This window comes from Rhodopirellula baltica SH 1, assembly GCF_000196115.1.
GTDB classification, from domain to species: domain Bacteria; phylum Planctomycetota; class Planctomycetia; order Pirellulales; family Pirellulaceae; genus Rhodopirellula; species Rhodopirellula baltica.
On sequence record NC_005027.1, the window covers coordinates 1924943 to 1951223 of the forward strand.

The 26281-nt window shown below is 54.9% G+C and carries 21 protein-coding genes; 13 read left to right on the forward strand and 8 right to left on the reverse strand.

Annotated features, from left to right (window positions below):
- Positions 1 to 16 precede the first annotated feature (16 nt).
- Complete coding sequence (locus tag RB_RS07335) at positions 17 to 436, reverse strand: OsmC family protein (RefSeq protein ID WP_011119515.1); 420 nt, start codon at positions 434 to 436, stop codon at positions 17 to 19.
- Between the two features lie 128 nt (positions 437 to 564).
- Positions 565 to 2157: an MFS transporter gene (locus RB_RS07340; protein WP_164921665.1), complete on the reverse strand. Its 1593-nt coding sequence runs from the start codon at positions 2155 to 2157 to the stop codon at positions 565 to 567.
- An 850-nt stretch (positions 2158 to 3007) separates the two neighbouring features.
- Between RB_RS07340 and RB_RS07345 the strand changes: the two genes are divergently transcribed.
- Entirely contained in the window at positions 3008 to 4000 is a 993-nt protein-coding gene (locus RB_RS07345) for a sigma-70 family RNA polymerase sigma factor (RefSeq protein ID WP_007328629.1), read from the forward strand.
- A gap of 77 nt (positions 4001 to 4077) precedes the next feature.
- On the opposite strand, the gene RB_RS07350 is transcribed toward RB_RS07345, so the two are convergent.
- Positions 4078 to 5271 (reverse strand): ATP-binding cassette domain-containing protein, encoded by a 1194-nt coding sequence (locus RB_RS07350; protein WP_011119520.1) that lies wholly within the window; start codon positions 5269 to 5271, stop codon positions 4078 to 4080.
- 107 nt (positions 5272 to 5378) lie between these two features.
- Here RB_RS07350 and RB_RS07355 point away from each other — a divergent pair, with 107 nt between their 5' ends.
- The gene (locus tag RB_RS07355) at positions 5379 to 6644 is read left to right on the forward strand and encodes an ABC exporter membrane fusion protein (RefSeq protein WP_164922768.1); all 1266 of its coding nucleotides are present in this window, start codon (positions 5379 to 5381) and stop codon (positions 6642 to 6644) included.
- Positions 6641 to 7885, forward strand: a complete 1245-nt coding sequence (locus RB_RS07360) for an FtsX-like permease family protein (RefSeq protein WP_011119522.1) — start codon at positions 6641 to 6643, stop codon at positions 7883 to 7885. Before RB_RS07355 ends, RB_RS07360 begins: the two co-directional genes overlap by 4 nt.
- 13 nt (positions 7886 to 7898) lie before the next feature.
- On the opposite strand, the gene RB_RS07365 is transcribed toward RB_RS07360, so the two are convergent.
- The 3 genes from RB_RS07365 to RB_RS07375 form a co-directional block, all read right to left on the reverse strand.
- Positions 7899 to 8867, reverse strand: a complete 969-nt coding sequence (locus RB_RS07365; RefSeq protein ID WP_164921666.1) for a UDP-glucuronic acid decarboxylase family protein — start codon at positions 8865 to 8867, stop codon at positions 7899 to 7901.
- 311 nt (positions 8868 to 9178) lie between these two features.
- Complete coding sequence (gene panC / locus RB_RS07370; protein ID WP_011119525.1) at positions 9179 to 10030, reverse strand: pantoate--beta-alanine ligase; 852 nt, start codon at positions 10028 to 10030, stop codon at positions 9179 to 9181.
- Between the two features lie 79 nt (positions 10031 to 10109).
- Entirely contained in the window at positions 10110 to 10529 is a 420-nt protein-coding gene (locus RB_RS07375) for a bifunctional nuclease family protein (protein WP_007328635.1), read from the reverse strand.
- 332 nt (positions 10530 to 10861) lie between these two features.
- Between RB_RS07375 and RB_RS07385 the strand changes: the two genes are divergently transcribed.
- The 4 genes from RB_RS07385 (at position 10862) to RB_RS07405 (ending at position 16684) form a co-directional block, all read left to right on the forward strand.
- The gene (locus RB_RS07385; RefSeq protein ID WP_164921668.1) at positions 10862 to 12907 is read left to right on the forward strand and encodes a flagellin N-terminal helical domain-containing protein; all 2046 of its coding nucleotides are present in this window, start codon (positions 10862 to 10864) and stop codon (positions 12905 to 12907) included.
- Between the two features lie 577 nt (positions 12908 to 13484).
- The gene (locus RB_RS07395) at positions 13485 to 13976 is read left to right on the forward strand and encodes a flagellar export chaperone FliS (RefSeq protein WP_011119532.1); all 492 of its coding nucleotides are present in this window, start codon (positions 13485 to 13487) and stop codon (positions 13974 to 13976) included.
- Between the two features lie 151 nt (positions 13977 to 14127).
- Entirely contained in the window at positions 14128 to 15126 is a 999-nt protein-coding gene (locus tag RB_RS07400) for an SDR family oxidoreductase (RefSeq protein ID WP_164921669.1), read from the forward strand.
- Between the two features lie 124 nt (positions 15127 to 15250).
- A complete protein-coding gene (locus RB_RS07405; protein ID WP_011119535.1) occupies positions 15251 to 16684 on the forward strand; it encodes a sulfatase in 1434 nt (477 codons plus the stop codon).
- Between the two features lie 267 nt (positions 16685 to 16951).
- On the opposite strand, the gene RB_RS07415 is transcribed toward RB_RS07405, so the two are convergent.
- Positions 16952 to 17185 (reverse strand): hypothetical protein, encoded by a 234-nt coding sequence (locus RB_RS07415; RefSeq protein ID WP_231846300.1) that lies wholly within the window; start codon positions 17183 to 17185, stop codon positions 16952 to 16954.
- A 278-nt stretch (positions 17186 to 17463) separates the two neighbouring features.
- Here RB_RS07415 and glpK point away from each other — a divergent pair, with 278 nt between their 5' ends.
- Positions 17464 to 18969, forward strand: coding sequence for a glycerol kinase GlpK (gene glpK / locus RB_RS07420; protein ID WP_164921670.1), 1506 nt, complete (start codon positions 17464 to 17466; stop codon positions 18967 to 18969).
- A gap of 65 nt (positions 18970 to 19034) precedes the next feature.
- Positions 19035 to 20627 carry a glycerol-3-phosphate dehydrogenase/oxidase gene (locus RB_RS07425; protein ID WP_011119539.1) on the forward strand — a complete coding sequence of 531 codons (1593 nt, stop codon included), beginning with the start codon at positions 19035 to 19037 and terminating at the stop codon, positions 20625 to 20627.
- 73 nt (positions 20628 to 20700) lie between these two features.
- Here RB_RS07425 and RB_RS07430 read toward each other — a convergent pair whose 3' ends face one another.
- Complete coding sequence (locus tag RB_RS07430) at positions 20701 to 21753, reverse strand: DUF1593 domain-containing protein (protein WP_231846301.1); 1053 nt, start codon at positions 21751 to 21753, stop codon at positions 20701 to 20703.
- A 253-nt stretch (positions 21754 to 22006) separates the two neighbouring features.
- Between RB_RS07430 and RB_RS07435 the strand changes: the two genes are divergently transcribed.
- The 4 genes from RB_RS07435 to RB_RS07450 all read left to right on the forward strand — a co-directional run bounded on the left by RB_RS07435 (position 22007) and on the right by RB_RS07450 (position 26154).
- Positions 22007 to 23101, forward strand: coding sequence for an isocitrate/isopropylmalate dehydrogenase family protein (locus tag RB_RS07435; RefSeq protein ID WP_011119542.1), 1095 nt, complete (start codon positions 22007 to 22009; stop codon positions 23099 to 23101).
- Between the two features lie 61 nt (positions 23102 to 23162).
- Entirely contained in the window at positions 23163 to 24464 is a 1302-nt protein-coding gene (locus RB_RS07440) for an MFS transporter (RefSeq protein ID WP_231846302.1), read from the forward strand.
- The gene (locus RB_RS07445) at positions 24461 to 25510 is read left to right on the forward strand and encodes a Gfo/Idh/MocA family protein (protein WP_011119543.1); all 1050 of its coding nucleotides are present in this window, start codon (positions 24461 to 24463) and stop codon (positions 25508 to 25510) included. The genes RB_RS07440 and RB_RS07445 overlap by 4 nt, the downstream gene beginning before the upstream one ends.
- Positions 25486 to 26154, forward strand: a complete 669-nt coding sequence (locus RB_RS07450; protein ID WP_011119544.1) for a cyclase family protein — start codon at positions 25486 to 25488, stop codon at positions 26152 to 26154. Before RB_RS07445 ends, RB_RS07450 begins: the two co-directional genes overlap by 25 nt.
- Positions 26155 to 26281 lie beyond the last annotated feature (127 nt).

The window sequence follows — 26281 nt, forward strand, 5'->3', positions numbered from 1 at the left end:
AACCAGACCGTGCCTGTCAATCTAGGTCGACAAAGTCGATTGGTGCATCAATGTCTGGATGCAAACTTTGATGAACGGGGCACTTCCGCGCCGCAGCGACCAGTCGATCTCGCATCTCAGGTTGCAAATCCAACCCAGAGGGGAAGGAGACCTTCGTTTTCAAGCTCGCGATTCGCCGAACGGGGGTGCTGGCCATTTCCTTTTCGACGCGAATGGTGGTCCCACTCAAGTCCAGGTCGTGTCGATCAGCTACCAATCCCATGATTGTCATCACGCAGGTTCCCAGAGCGGTCGCCACCAGATCGGACGGCGAAAACGAGGACCCTCGACCGCCGTTGTCAGTTGGGGCGTCGGTGACCAATTTGGTGCCGCTCGGCCCGTGAGTCGCTTCGCAATGAAGTTGACCTTGGTAGACCGCAGTGATCTCGACTGACATACGTCACTTTCGAATGAAAAGGGGCAATCGTGGACAATCACCTGTGCTGGTTGTCCAACAAAAAAACGCGGACGGAATCAGAGTTCCGCCCGCGAGTTTGGTGATTGTCAATCAGTTGATCAACCGTACTAGAAGCTCGTTGCGGCTTCAGAATCAACGACATCAGATTCAGATTCGCCGTGACCGTGTCCTTCGATCGGGACCGCCTTTCCGAGTTCTTCATCGAATCGGAGGACTTTGTATCCGCCGATGCTTCGGAAGTAGATCAACAGCCCCAAGAATCCGATGGCCATCATTCCAGGAATGTAGGCTGTCAAAGTCAAAGCCCGGCGGCCGCCGAACAGATACGACGCCTGTACTGCGGGGACATCGGTCGCGGCGTTCGCAATCAACGCTGGCTTTTCTTCTTCTGGGATCAGCTTCGCTTCTTCGATTGCGGCGGTCTCGACGGTTCCTGAGTCAACCTCGATGCCATTGGCAGCATTGAGTTTCGCGGCATCGAGCGGCGTGTACTCGTAACCCCAACTCGAAGTCGGCTCGGAGCCTTCGTATCGAGCGTAGGTTTCCGGGGCGGATTCCTCCAAGTGCTGGGATAGCTCGTATCCTTGCTGAGCACCGATACGTGGCCCAGCGATTTGTCCGACGCAAATCATTCCGACGGCTCCCAACGCCCCCATGGCGACCGAACCGCTTTGCGGATAGCGCTCACCGGCAACGCCCAACATGGTTGGCCACAAGAACGCTTTGCCAAAGGAGTAGAACGTTGCGGCCACGAAAATCATGGCAACGCTTTGGATTGGTGATCCCAACCAAAGCAGCCCTAAGCAAGAGATCACCGAACTACCAAGCAACAATCCAATTGGATTGACGCGATGGACAATTGGTCCTGCAAAGAAACGAAGCACAAACATCAAGAATGATGTGTAGACCAGAATGATGATCGAGTTTGGAAGCAAGTTTTCCATCAACTTCGTCATCCAAGAGTCAACACCCAACTCCATGTAACCGATCAAACCGTGCAACACGATCAGGACCAAGAATGGGATCGATGCGAAGCAGGAAAAAATAGTTGCAAACGAGCCGGCTGTTTCGCCAACGGTCTCTGGGAACTTCTCAGGCAGTGCCATGACGCCGTAAGCGATTACAACAATCGAGAAACTGGCCAATCCGTATTGCCAAGGCAGTTCGGTGATCCAGGCATTCTCGCCGATAAAACAGGCAGCGAAGATGCCGCCAAGGATCATTCCGGCAGGCCAACCCGCGTGCAGAATGTTCAAGTAGTGAGTCTTGTTCTCAGGGTACAGCTGAGCGATCAACGGATTGATCACCGCCTCGTAGAGCCCCTGACAGATTGAAAAGACAAACGCACTCCAAAAGAGCACGGAGAACACATTGCTCGTCGCATTCTCAGGATCTGTTTCTTGCCATCCTGCGAACAAGGGGTTGGCAGCGAACAACATTCCGGCACTCACCAAGTGAAGCAGAAAAGCGATCGTCAAGAGTTTTTTGTAGCCAAACTTCTCGACCAAAATACCGCCGAAGAAGATCATCAGACCGAAGCCTAAGAACCCTGCGCCAAGGATGGCACCAAATTCGCCACCACCAAGGTTGAATTCACGTTCCCATGGTCCACCCGCGGCGGTCCGAGTTGCAAAACCAATTCCAGAGGCAACTAGCGTTAAAAAGCTAGCGACCATCAATTTTCCGCGAGCGTATTCCATAGGGATCTCCGGCAACCGAATTTGTCAGCGAACCATGCGAGCGGCTTTGAGATCCGACTAGGTTGAATGCCGGTGGTGAAGTTCAAGCTGAATGAGCTTGCCAACTCGACTGAATCTTTCAGCAGAGCTGGACCAAACGGGGCAAAGTAGCGTTCGCGGAGCTGACGAATCGTGCGTAGGGTGAGAGAAAGGGACAACAGGTAGGCAAGATAACGCCGCAGATGCTGGCATTTTCGAGTCCCTTCGTCAAGAATACCGGCGACGTTTCCGTCTCTGTGACCAAAGTAATTCGATCGGGAACGCCTTGCTACCGTCATGTTCACCCTATCTCGCCAACCAATTGCCTCGTCTGGCGAGTCGAATTGGGTGTTCAAGTGAAAGATCAAAGGAAGGCGGTGCATGAGTCCGCGTTAGGCTTATTGCGAATGAATGCCCCGGATTCGACCTGAGGTCTATATGCTCGTGGCCCGACGGGAATTCATCGTCGACCGACAGCGCTGCGGATTGAAGTGTTCTCTCAGCACTTGGCTGAATTCTCCACCGTTCATGCGTGGCTGGTTGCCCGCAATCCTTCGTCTTCGCCATCAGACACTTTGCCAGCTTCCCGAATGATTGTCGCAACCACTTGCCACCGAATTGTTGCACACATCGTTTCAATCGACACAAGCAGAACGTTTTAACAAGCGGTGTTTTTTGGGGTTGGAATTGGTCGAAACCATTTGTGATCAACTCCCGACCGATCTCTCCCCGCGTCGTTGTTGGCATCACAATTTGAATGGCGGTCCCGTCGTTTGATTCCACGTGCTCCGTTCGTTGGCTCCTCCCATTGCCGCTGAACGCCACTGAACACGTGTTGGATCGAGACGAAATCGTCGCGGTGATGCATCGACTCGTGATTTGTCGGAACCACCTCCCTTTCCCGACCGGATCGCCACCGATGACTTTCTCCGAATCTCTTGAGCAGGACGAACTCACGCTGCTGAAAAAGAGTCGACGCAAAACGCCGACCCGCCGAAGTGAAGCGGCTCAGTCGCCTTTGGAAACTTACCTCCGCGAAATCAACGAAACTCCGTTGTTGTCCGCCGAGGAAGAGCTTGAACTCGCCGCCAGGATCGCCCAAGGCGATGTGATGGCTCGCGACCAAATGGTTCGAGCGAACCTGCGGTTGGTCGTGAACATCTCGCGGGGCTACACCGGCAAAGGGCTCGGACTGCAAGACCTGATCGAAGAAGGCAACCTGGGCTTGCTGCGGGCAGTCGAAGGTTTCGATCCGATTCACGGCACTCGGTTCAGCACCTATGCAAGTTACTGGATCAAGCAATCCATCAAACGAGCGTTGATCAATTCAGCCAAAACCATTCGTATCCCCGCGTACATGGTTGAGTTGTTGAGCAAGTGGCGTCGAGCGACCGCACGGTTGAACGAAGAGCTGGGCCGAACGCCGACCAACGAAGAAGTCGCCCGGGTGTTGGGACTGCCCAAAAAGAAATTGCCGATCATTCGCAAGGCAATCAAGATCAACAACTCGACGCCGCAAAGCGACCAAACCGAAGCAGGTTGGTCGTTGGGTGACATGGTGCAGGATGAGCGATTGAAAGCACCTGATGAGGAGATGCTCGATCACGACATCCTCAAACATGCGATGAGTCTGTTGGGCGATCTGGAAGAACGCGAATCGACAGTTTTGAAGCTGCGATTCGGGCTGGGCGGTGTCGAGCCGATGACGCTGAAGGAAATCGGCGCGGAGCTCGGATTGACTCGGGAACGTGTGCGTCAGATCGAAACCGAAGCACTGCGTCGCTTGGCAGACGGTCTGACCGATCCTCGGGAACGCGGGTACTGATCGACTCGCCGATGTTCGGTTCGACCGGCAATGTTGGAACGCTTTCCAGCGTACGAAACGAGATCACCTACACCGCATCACTCAGCAAAGAGTGAGCTACGCACTTCTTCATCGATGGATTTGCGTTGGCTCATGACGTCCGAGAAGGTGGGGGCGTCAAGGCTGTAGGTGACCGTTTCGGTGGTGGCGTCCACATGTGCGTTCCGAGGTTCCCCGGTCAACAACGCGGTTTCGCCGAAGTAGGCACCTTCGCCCAGTTGTGCCACTTCGCGAAAATCGTTGCCGCCAGGTTGGGTGGGCTGTTTGACCGAAACGGTGCCTTCGCGAATCAAGTAGAAACGATCGCCGACGTCGCCGTACGTCACGATTCGGTCGCCGGGGCCATGCGTCGTTCTCGTCATGCTGCGTGACAGTTCGGTCAATGTACTGATCGCGACACCTGAGAACACACTGCATTGGGAAAGCATTTCGCCAAGCACGGCGGCTTCGTTCAAATTGGTGTCGCGAGCGATTTTGCCAAAGTCCATTTTGACGATTCGGTCCGCGACATCCAAAATGCGGTTGTCGTGAGTCACAATTACAATCGCAACACCACGTTCGCGAGCCTCACGCTGGAACAGCGTCACGACTTGCCGTCCGGACTCTTCATCCAAAGCCGCGGTCGGTTCGTCGGCCAACAAAATATCCGGTTGATGCACGAGCCCTCGTGCAACCGCGACCCGTTGTTTTTGGCCACCAGACAACCCACCGGGTTTGTATTGAATTCGTTCACCCAAGCCGACTTCGGTGAGCATTTTCGCACAACGTTCGTTCTCTTCCCGGCGAGAAGTGCGATTCGGTTGCAGTTCCAACGCCATGCGAACGTTCTGCATCGCGGTGAGCGAACCGAACAAGTTGTGGGCTTGGAAAATGAAGCCCAACCTTTTGCGAAGCGCCCCGATGTTGGTTTGAGACAAATTGTGAAGCGGTTGGCCGAGCACGTTCAATTGGCCCTCTTGAACGCGACGCAAAGTGCCGATCAACGTCAATAAAGTTGTTTTGCCAGAACCGGATTGCCCGGTCATGATGACAATTTCGCCGGGTTGAACCTGCAGATGGTTGTCGTGAAGCACCTGTTTTCGCGCGTCACCGGTCCCGTAGTAGTGATTCACGCCGCGAACGTCGATTGCGGCGGACCCATCCAAGGCGATCTCGGGCGTGATCCCGCGCGAAGCGGATGACCGAGCGCCGTTCTGGTCGGGACGATTGTCGTTTCGAAAAGGTAATTTCACGCGAATTTTCAGGACATTTTGCGTGCCAGACCCTTTGATCGCGATGGCCCGGCGGAGCGGAAAAACGTTACCTTAGCAACTTGTCCCGAATTCGTGTCACCTCGTTTTTGCAGTTGTTCGTCGTGCCCCAAGCCAAGCAGCCGATCTCAGCCGGTTCGATCCAACAAGGCATGATCCGTTTGCCGCTCTCACTCGCAATCGGTTTTTTTGCGATCGGTTCGGGATGTGATTGGCGATCGGCGTCCAGCCCAACTCAAACAGTTGATCCGTCCAAGCCAGCACAAACGGTGGCATTGCAGCGGGTCATGGCGCTCGGCACGCTCGAACCACGGGGCGGAATCTTGGCCGTCATGGCTGCCCCCGGCGACCGGGTTTCGAAGATCTACGTCGAACCGGGCCAAGACGTCGCAGCAGGCACCGTGCTGATGGATTTGGAAAGCCTGCCTGCTCGACAACTCGAGTTGAGTATCGCTCAAACCAAACTCGACGAAGCCAAACGACGCATCGCTGCCGAACGCGCCGCGGGCGAAGCCAAACTGCAAGTCGCTCGCTCGTCACTGAAGCAAGCTGAATCCAAGCTGTCGGATGCTCAAAAGCGTTTCAAAGATTCGAAAGCCGATGGTGGCGAACTGAATCTGCTCAAGCAAGCTGCGGATTTGGGACAACGCCGATTGAGGCAATTGGAATCCGCATCGCGAGACCCGGCGCGGCAAAGATTGGTATCTGAAAACGCACTCGATACCGAAGCACTCAAAGTCAGCGAGTCGCAGGCACGATACGAATCGGCTCTGCGCGACGCTCAGGAAGCAATTGACGAAGGACGCTTCGCGGTCGACTCGGCCGAGCAAGAAATTCGGGCGACTGAGCTCTCTTTGATCGCCGCCGAACAATCCGCGTCCCTGGAATCGTTGAAACAACAAATCGAACTGCTGAAGTTCAACGTTGCAACGTCGCGATTGGTTGCACCAACCAAAGGTCGAGTGTTGCGAGTCGATGCGACCATCGGTACCGCGACGGGCGTCTCCGCTTTGATGCACATGGCAGACACGTCCAACATGGTCTGCGTCGCCGAAGTGAACGTTGCTGATCTTTCACGTGTCGAAGTCGGGCAAACTGCAACGATCACTTCACCAGCACTTCGCGAACCGTTGCGAGGCAAAGTGCAACGCATTCAGTCATTGATCGCGGCCCCGACGCTGGCAAGCCCCTACCCAATGGCTGCCGTCGATCGATACTCCGCCGATGTGGTCATTGCGATCGATTCAGATGATTCGACCAGTGCCAGCCGTTTGATCGAGCTTCAGGTGGACGTGGAAATCAAAGCAGGCGGCTCGAAGGAATCCGCCAAAGTGGCTTCGGCAGCGAAGCCATGACGACCAGCCCAGGTCAGAAGCCCAGCGGCAAAACCGCCGAGAAGTCACGTCAACGCCGAAGCGTCGTTCGGACGTCCTTGGCATGGTCGAACCTAAGCCACATGTGGGTTCGAACGGTTGTTTCCATCTGCGGAATCGGTTTCGCGATTCTGTTGATGTTCATGCAGCTTGGGTTTCTGGGGAGCGTTGGCGATACCGCAACAGTGTTGCTGGACCGGATGCCATGCGACGTTTTGGTTCGATCACCCGATTACTTGCACGTTTACGACGCGTCAAAGATTCGAAACGATCTGCGTCCCTGGTTGAACTCGATTGACGAAGTCGACCAGGTCGTGCCGCTGGACATTGGCGTGACTCAATGGACCAACCCAACCAACCAAGATCCGCGGGCGATCGCTGTGATGGGGATCGATCTGAACGATCCTGCGTTTGAATTGCCAGAGCTGACCCGAGAAGTCCGGCGTCAGCTATTGGTCGAGGGAGCGGTCCTTGTCGATGACGCTACGAAAACGGACTTTGGCCCCAAGAACGGCGTGAAGTTCGGTTCGGATGATATCGGAACCGTCGCGAGCGTCTTTGGCACCCCCGCCAAGATCGTGGGGACGTTCAAGATGGGAACTGGGCTAGCGGCAAATGGCGCGCTCTTATGTTCTCGCGAAACGTTTCGCAAGCTGGTGCCGGGGAGCAGCGATGACGAAGTTTCGCTATTGCTGATTCGATTGACCGATGGTGTCAGCAACGAACGGGGACGTCACATGGTTGCGGGTCGGCTGAATGCGTTGGCTGGTCCCGCGTCACATGCTTCCACCCTGACCATCGAAGATGCGAAAAAAGCCGAAGTGTGGCGTTGGTACACCCAAACTCCCATCGGAATGATTTTCGCGATGGGAGTCGCATTGGCCGTCGTCGTGGGAGGCGTGATCAGTTACATGATCCTTGCCTCGGACGTGCAAGCACACTTGAGCGAGTACGCAACGCTAAAGGCGATGGGTTATGGAACTGGCTTTTTGATCCGAACGCTTTTAACCCAGTCCACCTTGCTCGCAACAATCGCGTTCCCGCCTTCGGTAATCGCCGCACTCGCACTTTATGCGATCACGTCGGCGCTCGCCGGCGTTCCTATTCGCATGACGCTGACATGGCTGGTCTTGGTCGCCGTGTTGTCGCTGCTGATGTGCAATGCAGCCGGTCTCATTGCGATTCGAAAGCTGATTCGAGCCGAACCCGCGAATCTTTTTTAAGCTTGTTCGCTTTTCAACTGAAGTTTGGTGTTGGCGGACGGTAGTCGCCCAAGTTGATCGTCTTGAACCAATCGATCGTATGCTTGAGTCCTTGCTCCAGTTCGATCTTTGGTTCCCAGTCCAGCTTTTCTTTTGCGAGTGCGATGTCGGGACGACGACGAGTTGGATCGTCAGCCGGCAGTGGAGCCTCGATAAGCTTGCTGCTCGATCCCGTCAGTTCGATCGTCTTTTCAGCGAGCTGGCGGATCGTGAACTCGTGCGGATTCCCAATGTTGACCGGGCCTATGAAACCGTCGCAGTTCATCATTCGGATAATGACTTCGACCAAATCGTCTCGGTAACAAAACGAACGGGTCTGCGAGCCGTCACCGAAGATGGTGATGTCATCACCGGCTAATGCCTGGCGGATGAAGTTGGCAACGACACGTCCGTCAAATGGATGCATCCGCGGCCCGTAGGTATTGAAGATGCGAACGATTCGGACATCCACGTTGTTGCTACGGTGATAGTCCATGAATAAAGTTTCGGCGACGCGTTTTCCTTCGTCGTAACAGGCTCGAATACCGATCGGATTGACGCTTCCGCGATACGATTCCGTTTGCGGGTGCTGCTCCGGATCGCCATACACTTCGCTGGTGCTAGCCTGCAGGATCCGTGCACCGCATCGTTTGGCGATGCCCAGCATATTGATCGATCCCATCACGCTGGTCTTGATCGTTTTGATGGGATTGAACTGGTAGTGACCCGGTGCGGCCGGGCAGGCCATGTTGTAGATCTGGTCGACTTCTAAATGGATCGGCAGCGTGATGTCGTGTCGGATCAATTCAAAATTGGGTTTGTCGAGCAGGTGAACGACATTGGTTTTCTGGCTGGTGAAAAAGTTGTCCAAGCAGATCACATCGTGACCGTCGCTGACCAAGCGTTCGCAAAGATGCGAGCCTAGAAATCCCGCACCACCTGTCACCAAAATACGTTGAATCATTGATCGAGCCGTTCGCAGAAACCGTTGTCGGTTGAAAATCAAAGGAGCTGGCTGGACGGTGCCAATTTAGGTTCGCCGCACGGGCGTTCACGCCGATTTTCGTGGGTCGGCGCCATGGGCATCGGCGAAGTGGAATCGTCCAGCAAGAAGCTTTCAATTCTACCCGCCGGCTTCGTGCTGACTCGCTAATTGACGACAGAAATGTCCGCTCACCGCGCAGTGTCGGGGCGACCATTCGGAAGGTGCCTGTTACGCGGATTGTCGTTTGTTGCGACGGCGGTTCAGCTACCGTTGCTCAGTCGATTTCAATTTCACGCGACGATCAATTCACGATTGTCGATCAATCTCGTCACGCCGACCCTCACCGCAACCAGAGCAACCGCGTTCTGCGTGATTTCTGAAATCGGTAGCAATGTTTGGCGATCGACCACGACCGCGTAGTCGACGCTGTCACAAGGGGACAAGTGGTCGGCCATGATTGACTCGAGTTGCTTCGGGTCGTGGTTGCCTTCAAGAAACGCTTGTTCGACTTGGTTGAGCGACTTGCTGATGCAAAGTGCTCGCTGTCGTTGATCATCCGACAGATAGCGATTGCGGCTGCTCATCGCCAAACCATCGGGCTCTCGAACGATGTCGCAGGGAACGATTTCAATCGGCAAGTTCAAATCACGCACCATGTGTTCGATGACACAAAGCTGTTGAAGGTCCTTGCGGCCAAAAAAGGCTCGATCAGATGGTGCGGCTTGGAAGAGCTTCATCACCACCGTCGCAACACCCACAAAATGTTCAGGACGGTGAACTCCTTCGAGAGGGAACGCGACCGCGGATGGATGCACCGAAGTGGCGTGCGTTTGTGGTCCACCCGGATACATTTCATCGGCGGTTGGCATGAACACCGCTTCAACACCCGCGTCACGAAGCATCGCGAGGTCGTCTTCGATCGGGCGGGGATACTGATCGAGATCTTCGTTAGCAGCGAACTGTGTCGGGTTCACAAAGATCGACGTAACACAATGATCGCAGTCCTTTTTCGCGGCGTGAACCAAAGACAGGTGTCCTTCGTGCAAGGCTCCCATCGTGGGAACCAAGCCAATCGTGTTGCCCCCACGAGACTTTTCGCGGCACCACGCTCGCATGGCATCAATGGATGTGAATGTTTCCAACAGAGGGGCCTCAATCGGTCGTTCAAGGAGCAGGCAAATGCAGCCAAAGACAGTGACGGACTTACCACGCCATCGTCAATCAATCGTCGCTTGTTCCGGTCGCTCCGCTAAGGACTTCTTCAGACACAAAGATCGGGAGAGGTGGGTCAAAGGTGACCGCCACCGCGATCGCGTCGCTCGGCCGAGCGTCAACTTCGATCAGCTCACCGCTGCTGGTTCGCAGATGCAGTTGCGCGAAATATGTGTGTTCGGACAGGTCGCTGATCACGACTTGTTCAATCGTCGCGTCCAACGATTCGGCAACGTTGACGATCAGATCATGTGTCAGCGGACGCGGCGGAACGTAGTCATTTTTGACTCGGCGATCGATGTTGGTAGCTTCAAAGATTCCGATCATGATCGGGAATTGACGCGTCCCGTCGACTTCCTTGAGATAAATCACTTGGTTATCGGTTAGCTCGGAAATGATGATCCGAGCGAGTTGCATTTGGACGGTCATAGAAAAGTTCGCCAAAAGGTTTCAGAATTCAATTGAATCGATTGATTCGAGGAGGCCGAGATATCTCGCCTGTCACCTGCATGATATCGCAGCGTCTGGCTGCCTTCCATGACGAGCTCCGCGGATTGTTCCGGTTGTGCCGGAAGCTGTCTCAGGAAATCCCATCGCCGCAATGAATTTGGGGTTGCAGCCAACGCACGGCGCAAGAACGCGTTCCATGGTTGAGGTGGACGCAGAGCCATGCGCTTTACGTCCAGGGTCATTCCGACGCTTCGGCACCCAACTGGTTGACCCCTTCTACTCAACATCAACCCATCTTTGGGAATAATAACATGACTCGGATCAACACCAACGTTTCTTCTTTGGTTGCACAGAACCGCCTCCAAAGCAGCAACAATGACTTGCAACAATCTTTGACGCGATTGAGCACTGGTCTTCGGATCAACTCCGGTAGCGACGACCCCGCCGGTTTGCTGGCCAGCGAAGCTCTTCGTGGCGAAATCACCGGTTTGACCAAATCGATCAGCAACACGCAACGTGCCAGCCAAATCATCAGCACCGCTGACAGTGCTCTGGGCCAAGTCAGCAACTTGCTCAACGACGTCCGCGGTTTGGTGGTCGAAGCCGCCAACTCGGGTGCATTGAGCAAAGAGGAAATCGCTGCTAACCAGTTGCAGATCGACAGCTCGCTCGAAGCCATCAACCGAATCTCACAAACAACGACTTTCCAAGGTCGTAAGTTGCTCGACGGTTCGCAAGACTTCGTTAGCACCGCCAGCGGCGTCAGCAGCATCAGCGACATCTCGATTGACCAAGCCAACTTGGGAAAAACAGGAAAAATCGACGTTGAAGTCGTCATCAATTCAGCTGCAACGCAAGCGACAGCAACCGCAGCTGATTCAGGTTTCAGCGCTGCTGCTCAAGCGACAGCAACTACCCCAGCTGGAATCAACTCGGTCACCCTTGGTGATGCGACCAACAACCTGACGATCGAAGGCCAATTCGATAGCGTTGAGGTCATCGACGGCGGTGCATCTTCAGCAACGTCGGCTTCGATCACTGATGGCGTTTTGACCATCTCCGTCGACGCGGCCGCAACTGTAACGGGTGCATCGGTTGTTACTGCACTGAACGGTGTGTCAGGCGTGTACGCTGAAGAAACAGGAACGGTTGCCGATGTGAACGCATCAGCCGCTACTGATGCAACCGCAATCGAAGGTGCCGGCTTGTCCATCACCGCAGCGGACTCGGGCGGAGACTTCAACAACGTTCAAATCAACTACGTCGCTGGTGACGCCGCAGCGACCACCGCAAGCTACGATGCCGATCAAAAAGCGTTGACGGTCACAATTGGTACTGGTGCTGGCGAAAACAATCTGGCCGCCATTGCCGCTGCGATCAATGCAGGAACGACGGAATTCGATGCTGAGGTGGCTGATGGAACTGGTGCGACACCGGCAGCCGGAAAGGTTACCGAGTATGGCGAATTCACCATCGATACGGCCGACCTGCCAGCCGTCGGTTCGACCGGCAACACCGGTGGTGAGGTGCTCAACGCAGACTTAGTGTTCCAGCTGAGCGGCGAAAACGGAGCGGAAACGTTCAACTTCGGTGCAGGCACCACCAAAGATCAAATCGCAGCAGCCGTCAACTTGGTATCAGACAGCACCGGTGTGTCAGCCGATGCAACGGGCGCTCTGGAATTCAGCTCGACTGGTTTCGGAAGCGACGCTTTGGTCGACATTGACGTCATCAGCGAAGGTGCTGGTGGAACGTTCAAAGGCAGCTTGGACAACACTCGTTCAACGGGTGCCGATATCGTTGCAACAGTGAACGGCGTCGAAGCAAACGGCTCTGGTAACAGCCTTTCGATCAACACCAGTTCGCTCGACTTGAGCTTGACGGTTGACGACGGCAGCAGCACGAACTTCAGCTTCAGCATCACCGGTGGTGGAGCAACGTTCCAACTCGGCCCAGACGTGACCAGCACCCAGCAAGCTAGCTTGGGTATCGGCAGCGTTTCGACCGGTCAATTGGGTGGTGCATCAGGTCGTTTGTACGAACTGGGCAGTGGCCAAGCGAAGAGCCTGACCAACGACGTCGAAGGTGCCGCCAAGGTCATCGACGAAGTGATCGGCAAAGTGGTTGGACTGCGTGGTCGTCTGGGATCGTTCCAAAGCACGACGCTGGAAAGCAACTTGGTATCGCTCAACGAAACCAAAGCCAACCTGCAAGAAGCTGAAAGCTCGATCCGTGACGCTGACTTTGCTCAAGAGTCGGCCAACCTGACTCGTGCTCAGATCCTCGTTCAGTCCGGTACCAACGTGCTGTCGCTGGCCAACCAAAACCCACGAAACGTTTTGTCGTTGTTGGGTTAATCCAAAATCGATTCAGTGCGGCCACCCTAACGGCCGCCTGAATCCAAAGTGCATATTGAAAAGCAGCAGTGAGCTCCGGCTTGCTGCTGCTTTTTTCGTTTGATGATCCGCCGCCCGCACTGATCGGAAGACAACAACTTTGAGCGCCCCTATGTTCCGCTCGAGCATGTGTTCCGGTTACGCAAGCGTTGCCTTGATAAACTGCAACGATCTGGCGCCTTTTTCCGGGCTTCGCCTCTCAGTGTCGCGCATCTTAACCTAGCTGGTTTGCGTTGCGAACAATCATTTGGGCGAACGATCGATTCGTCGACACTCATGCCGAATCGTTCAAACGGAAGCGTGCAACTTGTCCAGCCGACAACTCTTTCGATGAAGAAAAGAGTTGCGAACGTCGATACAACTATGCGCTGCATGCTGGCCTCGGCCCGCAAGCTCGTTTCCAACTCCCGCTACCGGAAACCCGATGTACAACACGGCTGATTCTTTCGTTCCTCCGCCGATGACCTTCGTTGGGGACGACAACGCTTCGACCAGCAGTGATTCCCAGGCTTCGCCCAATAGTGCATCCTCTCAGTCGATGCCTCGTCCCGGTGAACCAGGCAGCCTGAGTGAAGGCATTGAAAACTTCGGTCGTCGAAGCGGAGACGCCTACCTGGAATCGATGGTGAAGACCGCTTCACCCGCCCGACTGCGACTCATGTTGATCGAACGAGCCGTCGAGGTTTCTCGGCACTTGGCCAATCACTGGAAGACTCAGCCAGGCAAGCGAGGAACAAACGAGTACTCGCTCAAGCTGCTCGAACTGCTTTCGGAACTCTTGTCAGGCGTCACCGACAGCTCGGTCGATGTCTGTCGCACCGTCGCCGATTTGTACGTATTTTTGTGCCAGCATCTGATCGCCGCCGAAGCAAACGGCGACTCGACCATGATCGATGAGATTCGCTTGGTTCTTGAAACGGAAGCGGAAACCTGGCGAATGGTCTGTGCCCGTGAAGGCGACAAGGCGATTGCCAACAAGAGAGTCGCAAACGCTCTTTCCGATGGCGGCGGGTTGAACTTGCAGGGCTAGATCGTAACGATCAGGTGCAGATGACGCGTTTGAGTTGCTGTTGAGGAACGTCCGCAACCGCAAGCCAAGCGTGACACATTGGCTCGAGGATCGAGTTCATTCCATTCAGGCCGGATGCCGCTTCGAATCACAATGCATCCAATCGAATTACATGTCATCATCGCTCGAGTCCGCCGTTGCTCAAATTGCTGGCACGCGTTGTTTGGTCACTGGCGCCGCGGGATTCATCGGTTCGCAAATGGTTGAGCGGTTGCTCGATGCCGGAGCGGAAGTGGTCGCGTTGGACAACCTCAGCACCGGATTCAAGCATAACCTGACGCCATTTTTGGAAGGTCCGCAACGGGATCGTCTGACCTTTGTCGAAGGTGACGCCGCAGACCGGGCGTGTGTGCAACGGTCAGTGGAAGGCGTGGACCACATTTTTCACTTCGCAGCGATGGCCAGTGTGCCGCGCAGCATGCGAGAGCCCGGCATGTGCCATGACTGGACCACCACCAGCACCGTTGAGTTGCTGGCCGCCGGTTCTGCCGCGGGTGTGAAGCGTTTCGTTTTGTCGTCTACCAGCGCCGTTTATGGCAACTCACCGTATGTTGCCAAACGCGAAGACGATATGCCCGCGCCATTGTCGCCATACGCTGCCGCGAAGTTGTCCTCCGAGAACTACTGCCAAGTCTTTCAACGTGAGTTTCCAATCGAGACCGTCGTGTTGCGATACTTCAACGTCTTTGGTCCGCGGCAAGACCCGAAGAGCGAGTACAGCGCTGTGATCCCTCGTTTTGTCTCGATGATTCTCAGCGGCGAACGCCCTGTCATTTACGGCGACGGTCAGCAATCTCGCGATTTTGTGTTTGTTCGTGATGTTGCCAATGCGAACATGTTGGCGGCAACTGTTGCTGACGCGGCCGGCGGAATCTTCAATGTCGGCCGAGGACAGCGAACCACGTTGCTGGAGTTGCTCGACACTCTACGTGAACTGCTAGAGGGTGACATTCAACCAATTCACGAGCCACCGCGTGCCGGCGACGTGCGAGACTCATTGGCAGATACAAACCAAATCCGATCTCGCCTCGGTTTTGAACCAACGGTCGACATGACCGAAGGGTTACGCCAAAGCATTGAATACTACCGTGGGCTTTGCTCGCCCACCTAACACCTTCATCGGAATCTCGCTTCCGCTCGGGTAGGTCACCGGTCTGGTTGCGTGCGTCACTGGGTGACTCGGCTTACAATCGCGATACCAATCGCTTTTATGTCCTCATTGCCGAGATCCCTTCATGCGTCCCTGGATGCTTCTACCAATCCTTTGTGCGATAAGCGTTCCCGTCGCGGCGAAGGAGTCGATGAATGTGCTGTTCATCATTTCCGACGACCTAACGTCGACCGCACTTTCGTGTTACGGCAACGATGTCTGCCAAACGCCGAACATCGACGCGTTGGCCGCCGAAGGCATGCGGTTCACGCGAGCCTATTGCCAAGCGACGTATTGCGGACCATCCCGGGCATCCTTCTTGTCGGGCTATTACCCGCACGCGACTGGAGTGCTTGGATACAAGAGTCCGCGTCCCCAAATCGGCGATCGGCAAACATGGCCGCAAGCGTTCAAAGATGCCGGCTATTACACGGCTCGCGTCAGCAAGATCTATCACATGGGTGTGCCAGGGGGGATCGAGACAGGTGGCGATGGTGCAGATGATCCTTTGTCTTGGGTTGAACGTTTCAACAGTCCCGGACCGGAATGGAAGGCTGCGGGTGTTGGTGAAACGTTGGAAGGGAACCCTGATGGCTCACGTCCGGTGGTCGGAGGCAACACCTTTGTCGTGGTGGAAGCCGAAGGAGGCGACGAAGTTCATTCCGATGGAAAGACGGCTGCCAAAGCAAGCGATTTGATTCGCGAAAAACGTGAGCAGCCGTTTTGGCTTGGCGTTGGTTTTGTGCGGCCTCACGTTCCGTTTGTCTCCCCGGCACACTATTTCGAGCCCTTCAAACCATTCAGCAAACTTTCGTTGCCTGAGCGTGTGGAAGGTGACTGGAACGACATTCCTAAACTTGGCATCAATTACAAAACAAGCATGAACATGAAGATGGACCTGCGTCGACAACGCAAAGCCATCGGTGGCTACTACGCGTCGGTCGCTTACATGGACGCGCAAGTCGGCAAAGTCATGACCGCTCTTCGCGAATCGGGAAAGGCTGACAACACAATCGTGGTATTCACCAGCGACCACGGATATCACCTTGGCGAACACGATTTCTGGGCCAAGGTCTCTCTGCGAGATGAGTCGTCTCAGGTCCCATTGATCATCAAAGTGCCCGGCAAGGCACCTGGCGTTTGCAACAGCTTGGTGGAGATGTTGGATTTGTATCCCACCATCGGCAACCTATGCGGAATCAATGTGCCCGAGCATGTGCAGGGAACGGACATTTCCAAGATGCTCGATGATCCGAACCACACCGTTCACGAATTCGCGTTCAGCGTCGCCCCCATGAGAAAGGGATTTTTGATCCGAACTGATCGATGGGCCTACATTCAATACAAAGAAGATGCGTCAGGTGGGATGGAATTGTTCGACATGGAATCCGATCCAAAGCAATTCACCAACCTAGCCACTTCCGCAGAACACCAATCCATCGTTGCGGCAATGAAGCTAATCTTGAAAAGCAAACTCGCGGAACTACGAGCCAACGACTTGGCCGAGAGTGTCGACTAAGCAGGTCGCCGGAAATGATCGGTTAGAACCTTACGTAGGCAAGTCCCTCTGAGACTCGCAAATGACAGCGTCTCGGAGAGACGCCGCAAGGTGATCAAGCCCAATGACTCCCGCTCACGTGCTTAGCGGGCTGTTGATTTAATGAGCCGTACCGCGTTAGCGGCGGTTAGTCAGACGCCAACCGGGGCTAACGCCCATCGGCTAATTGTTGTCACTCGATATACGACTAAATCAACAGGCTGTTAGGCGTTCGCTGAACCTGAAGTGTCACTCGTCATTCCGGTAATACATTTTCGCGGTGACACGCCCGCAAAACTCGCAGTGAGCCTGGATCCGTTTCCCGACCGACGCGGCTCCACAGCGGATGCCGCCAACGTCCCAAACGGACTGTTCACGTTGGCACTGCGGACATCGAATCATCCAACGTTTCGATGAGTCTCGAACGCGGACAAACCAAGCCGCGGGCAAAATTGATTCCGCCATTTGTTGGATCTTCGACATCGTCACACCTCGGTCCACTTGAGCCCGCGAATTCGATACCACCCTCTAGTCTAACGAACACGAATCGGCATCGGGTGTGGAACCGGTGGCAATTCATTCGATTCTTGCCACCGGCGACCGCAAGCTTCCACGGTCGATTGCGGGCGATCTGATCCAAAGTTCATTTGCATACATGGCGGTTTCGGCGACCTTTTCGAGAACCTGCTATCAACCGCACTGATAGAATGAGGGACCACTTCAGCATTGATCACAAACGAACACCCAGGCGGAGACTTTCGGTGAAGGCAATTTTGGCACTTGATCAAGGAACAACGAGTTCTCGCGCAATCCTTTTCGCTCACGATGGATCAATCATCGGCGTGTCGCAAAAGGAATTCACACAACACTATCCAAAACCAGGTTGGGTGGAACACGACGCGACCGAAATTTGGACGACTCAGTTGGCGGTCGCGCGCGATGTTTTGAAGCAGCACGACATGGACGTGTCGGACATTGAAGCCATCGGCATCACCAATCAACGTGAGACCACTTTGGTCTGGGATCGAGCGACTGGTGAGCCGATTCACAACGCAATCGTCTGGCAAGACCGCCGGACGGCATCGGATTGTGATGCTCTTCGGAACGCTGGCCATTCTGATTGCGTGCAAAAGAAGACCGGACTGATCATCGACGCCTATTTTTGTGCGACGAAGCTGCGATGGATTCTGGACAATGTTGCAGGAGCTAGAGAGCGAGCGGAAAACGGCGAGTTGGCATTTGGGACAATCGACAGCTGGCTGTTTTGGAATCTCACCGGCGGCAAACTTCATGCGACCGACGTGACCAATGCGTCTCGCACGATGCTATGGAACATTCATACCGGGCAGTGGGACGACGAATTGCTGGCACTTTTTAAGGTTCCAAAAGAAGTTCTTCCATCGGTTCATCCATCCAGTCACATCTACGGCGAGACCGAATCGAGCTTGTTCGGAAAATCAATTCCGTTGGGCGGAGCCGCTGGCGACCAACAATCGGCTTTGTTCGGCCAGAATTGCACGCAGCCTGGTATGGCCAAGAACACTTACGGAACCGGTTGCTTCATGCTGATGAACATCGGCGAAGAAGCCGCCGCGTCGCCTTCGCGGTTGCTGACCACGGTCGCGTGTTGGGACGGCGGCAAACGCGAATACGCGTATGAAGGTAGCATCTTCATTGCCGGAGCGATTGTGCAGTGGTTGCGAGACGGTTTGGGGATCATCCAGTCGTCCTCGGAAGTCGAATCGCTCGCCGCCAGCGTCGATGACACCGACGGCGTTTACCTCGTCCCGGCGTTCGCGGGGTTGGGTGCACCGCACTGGGACGCGTACGCTCGCGGGATACTCGTGGGGCTGACTCGCGGTACGACGAAAGCCCACATCGCACGGGCTGCTCTAGAAGGCATCGCATTCCAAGTGGCGGACGTGTTGGACGCGATGCGAAAAGATTCCGGTGTGGCGATTGAAGAACTACGCGTTGACGGCGGAGCGGCCGCCAATGATCTGCTGATGCAGTTCCAAGCCGACATCATCGGCGCTCGCGTCGTCCGGCCAAAAGTCATCGAGACGACCGCGGCGGGTGCGGCTTACGTCGCTGGGCTGGCAACGGGATTTTGGAAAGACAGCGCGGACATCGAACGAATTTGGGAAACCGACCGCGTCTTCGAACCTCAAATGCCCGCCGAAGAAGTTGCTCGACGCAGGCGACGCTGGGCGGCGGCGTTGGAACGATCCAAGCAATGGGTGGAACAGGAAGCTTCCGCTGATTGACCTGACGACCTTCGTCCGATCGCTTCCCCCTTTTCCCCTTAGTCTATTTTTCACCCTATCTGACCATGCAACGTCAACGATCACTGACGAAACTCAAAGAACGTTCCGAACCTTGGGACATCGTCATCATTGGTGGCGGTGCGACCGGCGTCGGAATCGCGATGGATGCCGCCAGTCGCGGACTGGACTGCTTGTTGCTCGAACAAGCTGACTTCGGAAAGGGAACGTCCAGTCGTAGCACCAAGCTGGTTCACGGTGGTGTTCGGTATCTTCAGCAAGGCAACATCACCTTGGTGCGAGATGCATTGAAGGAACGCACGTTGCTTCGCAATAACGCGCCGCAATTGGTTCATGACATGCCGTTCCTGATTCCCTGTCAATCTCGATGGGAACGGATGTACTACGCGATTGGTTTGAAGGTCTACGACTTTTTGGCGACCGGAAATCGATTCGGACGATCTCACGCAATCAATCAGAAGGAGTCGCTTGAGAGAGTCCCTACGATCAAAACCGAAAAGGCCAACGGCGGAGTCATTTATCACGATGGGCAATTCGATGACACACGGTTGTTGATCAGTATGGCAAGAACCGCGGATGAACAGGGGGCTTGTTTGCTGAACTACTTCGCCGTCACCGATTTGTCGAAGGATGCCCGCGGCGATATCGATGGCGTCGTGGCAGAAGACCGTGAGACGGGCGAAACGCATTCCATCATGGCTCGGCGAGTCATCAATGCCGCCGGTCCATTCTGCGATGCGGTCCGTATGATGGATGAACCCGCTGCTGAGAAAATGCTGGCGGCCAGCCAAGGCGTGCACATTGTCTTGCCAAGGCGATTCTTTCCTGGCGACATTGCGATGATCGTTCCTAAAACATCCGATGGACGTGTCTTGTTCATCATTCCGTGGCACAACCACGCTGTCGTTGGAACGACCGACACCGCCATCGAGAACGTTTCTTTAGAACCAAAACCGCAAGCCGGTGAAATTGAGTTTCTACTCGAAACGGCAAAGGAGTACTTGGTGGAGGCTCCAACCCGGTCGGACGTTCTCAGCGTTTTCACGGGGATTCGACCTCTCGTCAAAGGAGACAAATCGTCTCGGACGGCTTCGCTTTCTCGTGATCATACCATTCGTCTATCTGACTCTGGATTGATCACGATTACCGGAGGCAAGTGGACGACGGTTCGCAAAATGGCGGAGGATTGCGTGGATCGCGCGCTCGCTTCGACTAAGAATTCCGCAAATCCATTGAAGGCCAACGCCTGCCGAACGGAGACACTGCATCTGCACGGCTACGATCCAAATTCCGGTTCCACCAACACCGTCGCAGGATCGGGACGAGGGCACTATGGATCGGATTTGTCCGAGATCGAAAGTCTCGAGCGTGAACACGTGGAGTGGGCATCACCTTTGCACCATGAGCTCTCAATCACCGGTGCCGAAGTGATCTGGGCGACCCGCTATGAAATGGCAAGGACCGTCGAAGATGTGCTTGCGAGACGAACTCGTTGCCTGTTTTTGAATTCGGCTGCTGCGATCGCAATCTCCGAGACCGTGGCAAGGCTGATGGCTTCCGAATCGGATCGCGACGAAGCTTGGATCAGTGCCCAAGTTGCATCCTTCGCGAAACTTTCCGAAGCGTACCGAATCGGGTGATGTCATTCTCAATTCGGCCAAACCATCGCGTCTAAGTCTTTGTGCTGAAACGACGTGCGAAGCCTTTGATGCCTCACTCGTCTGATGGTAAACACCAACGCATTCGTTTGGCGAAGTCCGCTTGGAACTCAGGTCGCCAACGACTAACGGACGTTCGCGGATCGTAAGATGACGAAGCAGCGCGGTCGCGATACCAACCGTTGGCTTGTTTTTCGAACACGCCGCCCCAACCTGGTTGAGTTGGATCGTTTGGATCGTTGCCTCCGTGCGGCAGGAAGAAGAACCACGAGGGCGTGTCGCCTTCCTTCAAACATCCTTGAGGATTGGGCGCGGTCCATGTCTTCATGGGATAAAGCGATCCCAGCGGCCCCATCTGCCGAACGTTGGAATCAATCCATTCGCGACTGGTCGTACTGACGTCTCCTGTCAGATACATACCGCGAAAATTCGCGATGCGTTTATCGCTCTTTGGCCTGGCGGCGGACAGAACATAGTTCATCCCAGGAAACTCCTGACCCATCCAGTCTGCGATTCCGTCTTGGTCAGCAATGTCATAGACACGAAACTTGCTCAAGAATTCGGCAAAGCCCTCCGCGTCACGTTCTGATTTTACGCTATACAAGGCTTGAGCCAAGTCCGTTTGCCCACCCCACAATGTGATGCAAAGCGGAGACTTTGGGGTACCAGCGTCAATGCGTTGAATCAACAATCGCGATCCGTCCGTGTCATGCCCCTGGCCTATATGTGGCCGTTCGCGATGCGGATTGCCTGACACAACGACGCTGCGAAGTGCTTCCGGTTGTGGCCACCCTTCGGCGTGCTGTTTCAGATTTGGAAGAACGGTTTCGTATGCGTCGATGAGCTCGTGAATCAGGTCGGGCCGAGTCACGGACTCTTTCAACTCACCGCGAGTTCCTGATGCGCTCGCTATCAGAGCCTCGATTTCGAACTCGTTGGAATAGACCAGCAAACGGATCATCGATTGCTGATCGTCCGGGTCGCCTCCGATATCTGTCAGCACGGCCAAACGAGGTCGCTGAGCGAAAACAGTTGGGACGATAGCGACGATGCAACATGCAAATGTCACACAGGTCGCGAGAAGTTTGATTCGAGTCGACACATCCATTCCTTTTGCAATCGCGTTTCTGGCTTCCACAACCAGTGAGTGTATAGAGCGAGGCGCAAGAATGTTGGCTGTCCTCTGTCGAATTCGTTTCTGTTGTGGTGTAATGTGCGCCGTTGAGGACACGCGAAGGAGTGCATCCAGTCGTTCTCGACCGTTCCGTATCGCTCTGCGATTCGATCGTAGGTGAGCGACGTTTTCGACTCACCGTGCGTTGTGATTTTCCAGTCGCCCATTCTTTCTCGCACCATCACCCATGCCCCAATCCTTTCATCTCGTCATCTTAGGTGGCGATGGTATCGGCCCCGAAGTTTGTGACCAATCGGTTCGTCTGCTGGAGATCATGCAGCCGCACTTGGATGGTGTCGAGTTCCAGCTTGATCGTCATAGCGTCGGTGTTGGTGAGTATCAACGGTCCGGCGAAGCGTTGCCGCAGTCCGCCTACGATGCTTGCTTGGCCTCCGACGCGGTTCTGCTAGGTGCGATGGGGCTGCCAAACGTTCGTTATCCCAACGGCAAAGAGATTGCACCGCAACTCGACCTTCGTGAAAGACTGCAGTTGTACGGGGGAGTTCGCCCGATCCGTCTTTATCACGAAGCGGACACGCCACTGAAGGGCCACGGCCCTGGCGAGATCGACTTCGTGCTCGTTCGCGAAAGCACCGAAGGGCTGTTCTACGGTCGCGATGCGATTGCCGATTTGGAAGCCGATGAAGCGACCAACTTGTTGCGGATCACTCGTTCGGCATCCGAGCGAGTTTGCCGATTGGCGTTCGAGACCGCACGTCGCCGAGATGGAAAGAAGACCGTCACATTGATCGACAAAGCCAACGTGCTTTCGTCGATGGTTTATTTTCGGCATGTGTTCGACGAAGTCGCCAAAGAGTTCCTCGACATCAAAGCCGAACACGTCTATGTCGATGCCGCAGCGTTGTTCTTGGTCCGCCGTCCGCAAGACTTTGACGTGATGGTCACGGAGAACATGTTCGGCGACATCCTGTCTGATCTGGCAGCCGGATTGGTTGGTGGGATGGGGATGGCACCATCTGGCGATATTGGTGACGACGCCGCGGTGTTTCAACCTTCACATGGATCAGCGCCTGATATCGCCGGTCAATCCATCGCCAATCCAATCGCGATGCACCTATCAACCGCGATGATGCTGGAATGGTTGGACCATCCCGAAACACGACGTGCCGCCGATGCACTCAACGCCGCGATCGCTGACGTACTGTCGGATCCAACACAGCGCACCGCTGACATGGGCGGCAATCTGTCGACCGTTGAGATCACAGACAAGATCGCAGAACGGTTGAGTAAACGACTGCAAGGTGAAACCACCGCTGTTTGAGTTTTCGCGTCGAACAGATTCGCTCGCGAACGTTTCCACACTCCAATGAATGGACACTCCGATGCCCACACGCTTCTTCCTAATACTCGGCGCGTTCTTGCTGTCCGTGCTGATGTGGGTGGATCGAGCTTGTATTTCGGCTGCCAAAGAAGACATGGCGACCGACCTTGGGTTTTCCGACCAGCAAATGGGCTGGGTCATGTCCTCCTTCGCCCTTGGCTACGCCCTGTTCCAGGTGCCCAGTGGAAAGCTGGCTGATCGATTTGGACCGCGGCGCGTGATGGCGGTGGTGTGTTTGATTTGGTCCGCCTTCACCGTCCTGACCGGAGTCGTCCGAGGATTGTCCGCCATGATCGGTTTGCGATTTTTGTTTGGAATGGGCGAAGCGGGTGGTTATCCGACACTCGCACGTGCATTCACGTCATGGTTGCCAATGAATGAACGTGGAATCACCAACTCGATCAGCTTCTCCGGTGGGCGATTGGGTGCTGCACTCGCCATGCCCGGCGTGGTTTGGTTGATTGGTGCTTTGGGTGGATGGCAACAAACGTTTTGGTTCTTCGGTGCGATGGGAATCCTTTTCGCGGTGGTTTGGTTCCTGCTATTTCGTGATCTGCCCGAAGATCACTTTGCCGTTTCCGAAGCCGAAGCTGCGCACATTATCCAATCGCGATCGCCAAAGCGAGCTGGAACAACCAGTGACGTCGCAGAAGCACCCATCAAGTTTGTGCAAATGTTGCAGTCAACGAACATGTTGATGCTGATGGTTCAGTACGTGGCACACAACTTCACATTTTTCTTCACCGTCAGTTGGTTTTTTCCGTACCTGAAGGAACAGTACTCGTTGACCAGCCAACAAACCGGTCTTTATGCCGCGGCCCCATTGCTGTTTGGCGTCGTGGGAAACTGGCTGGCCGGCTTCACGGTGGATCGGCTCTACAGCAAAGGACATTGGAAGCTCTCCCGGCGTCTGCCAGCCGCAATTGGATTTGCACTCGGGGCGATTGGAATGAGTTTGTGCGTCAACATGACGACTCCCACATCAGCGGTCATCTGCATGTGCATCGCAATCTTTGGAAGTGACATGATCCTCAGTCCGTCCTGGTCGACTTGCATGGACATCGGTGGAAAGAGTGCCGGTGCGGTCAGCGGTGCGATGAACATGGTGGGCAACCTGGGTGCCTTCGCGACATCTCTATCGTTCCCATACTTGGTGGCCTACTTCGATGCACACGAACCGTTCTTTTATTCGGCGGCTGCATTGAACATTGTGGCAATCTTCATGTGGTTTCGGATCTCGCCGGACCGCTCCATCGCGGAGGAACTTAATGCGGCTTCCCCAGCAACGGGAGCGACGGCATGAGTTCACAACCCGATGGACGAACCTACCGAGGCGCCGTGATTGGAGCCGGCTACTTCAGCCAGTTTCACTATGACGCCTGGAAAAGAATGCCGGATGTTGAGATCGTTTCTTGTTGCGACGTCGACATGGAAAAAGCGAACGATGTGGCTCAAACACACGGTGTGAAGTCCGTCTACTCGGACTACCGACAGATGCTCGACCAACATCAAGTCGACTTCGTAGACATCATCACGCGTCCAGATACGCATCTGGAATTAGTCGACGAAATCTCGCAACGCGGAATCGCAATCATCTGTCAAAAGCCGTTGGCCCCCACGGTGCAGGAAGCTCGCGAAATGGTGTCGTTGGTGGAGGAACGCGGTATCCGCTTTATGGTGCACGAAAACTTTCGCTTTCAGCCTTGGTATCGCGAAATGAAACGGTTGATGGAAGATGGCGTGATTGGCGATCGTTTGCATTCGCTATCATTCCGTAACCGTGCGGGCGATGGGCACGGCCCCGAGGCATATCTTGCTCGCCAGCCATACTTCCAGACGATGGAAAAGTTCCTGATTTTCGAAGCTGGCATTCACACGATCGATACCTTCCGGTATCTCGGCGGCGAAATCGAACAAACCTGGTGCTGGCATCGCAAACTCAATCCAGTCATCGCGGGCGAAGACACCGCCGTTGGAGTGTTTCGTTTTGAGGGCGGAGCGATGGGGCTTTACGACGCGAACCGCTTCAATGAATCCACCTCAAAGAATCCTCGCTATACATTTGGCGAAGTTCTGCTGGAAGGTGACGGCGGCAGCATTCGATTGTATGACGATGCACGCCTGACGATTCAAAGTTTGGGGGAAACCGAACGCGATCATGCTTATTCTCCCACCCAACATGGTTTTTCCGGAGACTGTGTTTTCGCGACGCAGCGCCACTTCATTGACAATCTTGCGACCGGCGAAACATTCGAAACAGATGGCCCGAACTACTTGAAAAGTTTGGCGGTGCAGGAAGCCATGTATGCGTCCTCCGAGTCCGGATGCTGGGAGTCACCGCGGGTATGAAAGTGATTGATTTAACGCTTCGTATCGAACCTGGTATGCGAGGCTTCGAATGGGAGAGCAAGTTCACCAAGGCCAAGGATGGTTGGAACGCGAGCACGCTGCACCTCTATTCGCATTGCGGCACACACATGGACGCTCCGCTGCATTTCGAAGCGAGCGAACAAACCATTGACCAGATTCCTCTGCAAGATTGTTTCGGAACAGCGTGGATTGTCGATCTAGCCCATTTGCCGCCGAAGACACCGATTGAGATCGCCCACCTTGGCGATCTAGCGGAAACCTTTCCAGCCGGCGATGCACTGTTGTTCCGGACAATGTGGAGCCAGCATGTTGGGGATCCAGCCTACTATCGAGACAACTTTCAGCCGATCAGTCCCGAGCTTGCACGCTGGATGGTTGAGCGAAAGGTTCGGTTGATTGGTGTGGAACCACCATCGGTCGCAGATGTCAACAATTTGCCCGCCGTCACCGAGATCCACCAGATTCTGCTCGGAGGCAACGTGATCATCGTTGAAGGGCTGACAAATTTGGAATCGCTTACAGAGCCAAAGTGTTTGTTTGGTGCCACTCCGCTCAAGGTTGCCGGTGGCGACGGCGCGCCATGTCGCGCGTTTGCTCTGTTGGATTGTCCGATCGGGTCCTGAGTCCGCCGCGATTAAGAATGTCGTCAGAAGTGTTTCGGCATTTGAGCTGTTATGACAGACGTCACTGTTCCCACGTACAAACGGTGCTAACGCCCAATAGCGTTTACTTTACAAATTCACCCTCCCA

Coding starts and splice junctions, on each gene's coding strand:
- RB_RS07335 (WP_011119515.1), bottom strand. CDS start 436: ATGTCAGTCGAGATCACTGCGGTCTACCAAGGTCAACTTCATTGCGAA.
- RB_RS07340 (WP_164921665.1), bottom strand. CDS start 2,157: ATGGAATACGCTCGCGGAAAATTGATGGTCGCTAGCTTTTTAACGCTA.
- RB_RS07360 (WP_011119522.1), top strand. CDS start 6,641: ATGACGACCAGCCCAGGTCAGAAGCCCAGCGGCAAAACCGCCGAGAAG.
- RB_RS07365 (WP_164921666.1), bottom strand. CDS start 8,867: ATGATTCAACGTATTTTGGTGACAGGTGGTGCGGGATTTCTAGGCTCG.
- RB_RS07375 (WP_007328635.1), bottom strand. CDS start 10,529: ATGACCGTCCAAATGCAACTCGCTCGGATCATCATTTCCGAGCTAACC.
- RB_RS07385 (WP_164921668.1), top strand. CDS start 10,862: ATGACTCGGATCAACACCAACGTTTCTTCTTTGGTTGCACAGAACCGC.
- RB_RS07395 (WP_011119532.1), top strand. CDS start 13,485: ATGCCTCGTCCCGGTGAACCAGGCAGCCTGAGTGAAGGCATTGAAAAC.
- RB_RS07400 (WP_164921669.1), top strand. CDS start 14,128: ATGTCATCATCGCTCGAGTCCGCCGTTGCTCAAATTGCTGGCACGCGT.
- RB_RS07405 (WP_011119535.1), top strand. CDS start 15,251: ATGCGTCCCTGGATGCTTCTACCAATCCTTTGTGCGATAAGCGTTCCC.
- RB_RS07415 (WP_231846300.1), bottom strand. CDS start 17,185: ATGTCGAAGATCCAACAAATGGCGGAATCAATTTTGCCCGCGGCTTGG.
- RB_RS07425 (WP_011119539.1), top strand. CDS start 19,035: ATGCAACGTCAACGATCACTGACGAAACTCAAAGAACGTTCCGAACCT.
- RB_RS07430 (WP_231846301.1), bottom strand. CDS start 21,753: ATGGATGTGTCGACTCGAATCAAACTTCTCGCGACCTGTGTGACATTT.
- RB_RS07435 (WP_011119542.1), top strand. CDS start 22,007: ATGCCCCAATCCTTTCATCTCGTCATCTTAGGTGGCGATGGTATCGGC.
- RB_RS07440 (WP_231846302.1), top strand. CDS start 23,163: ATGCCCACACGCTTCTTCCTAATACTCGGCGCGTTCTTGCTGTCCGTG.
- RB_RS07445 (WP_011119543.1), top strand. CDS start 24,461: ATGAGTTCACAACCCGATGGACGAACCTACCGAGGCGCCGTGATTGGA.
- RB_RS07450 (WP_011119544.1), top strand. CDS start 25,486: ATGCTGGGAGTCACCGCGGGTATGAAAGTGATTGATTTAACGCTTCGT.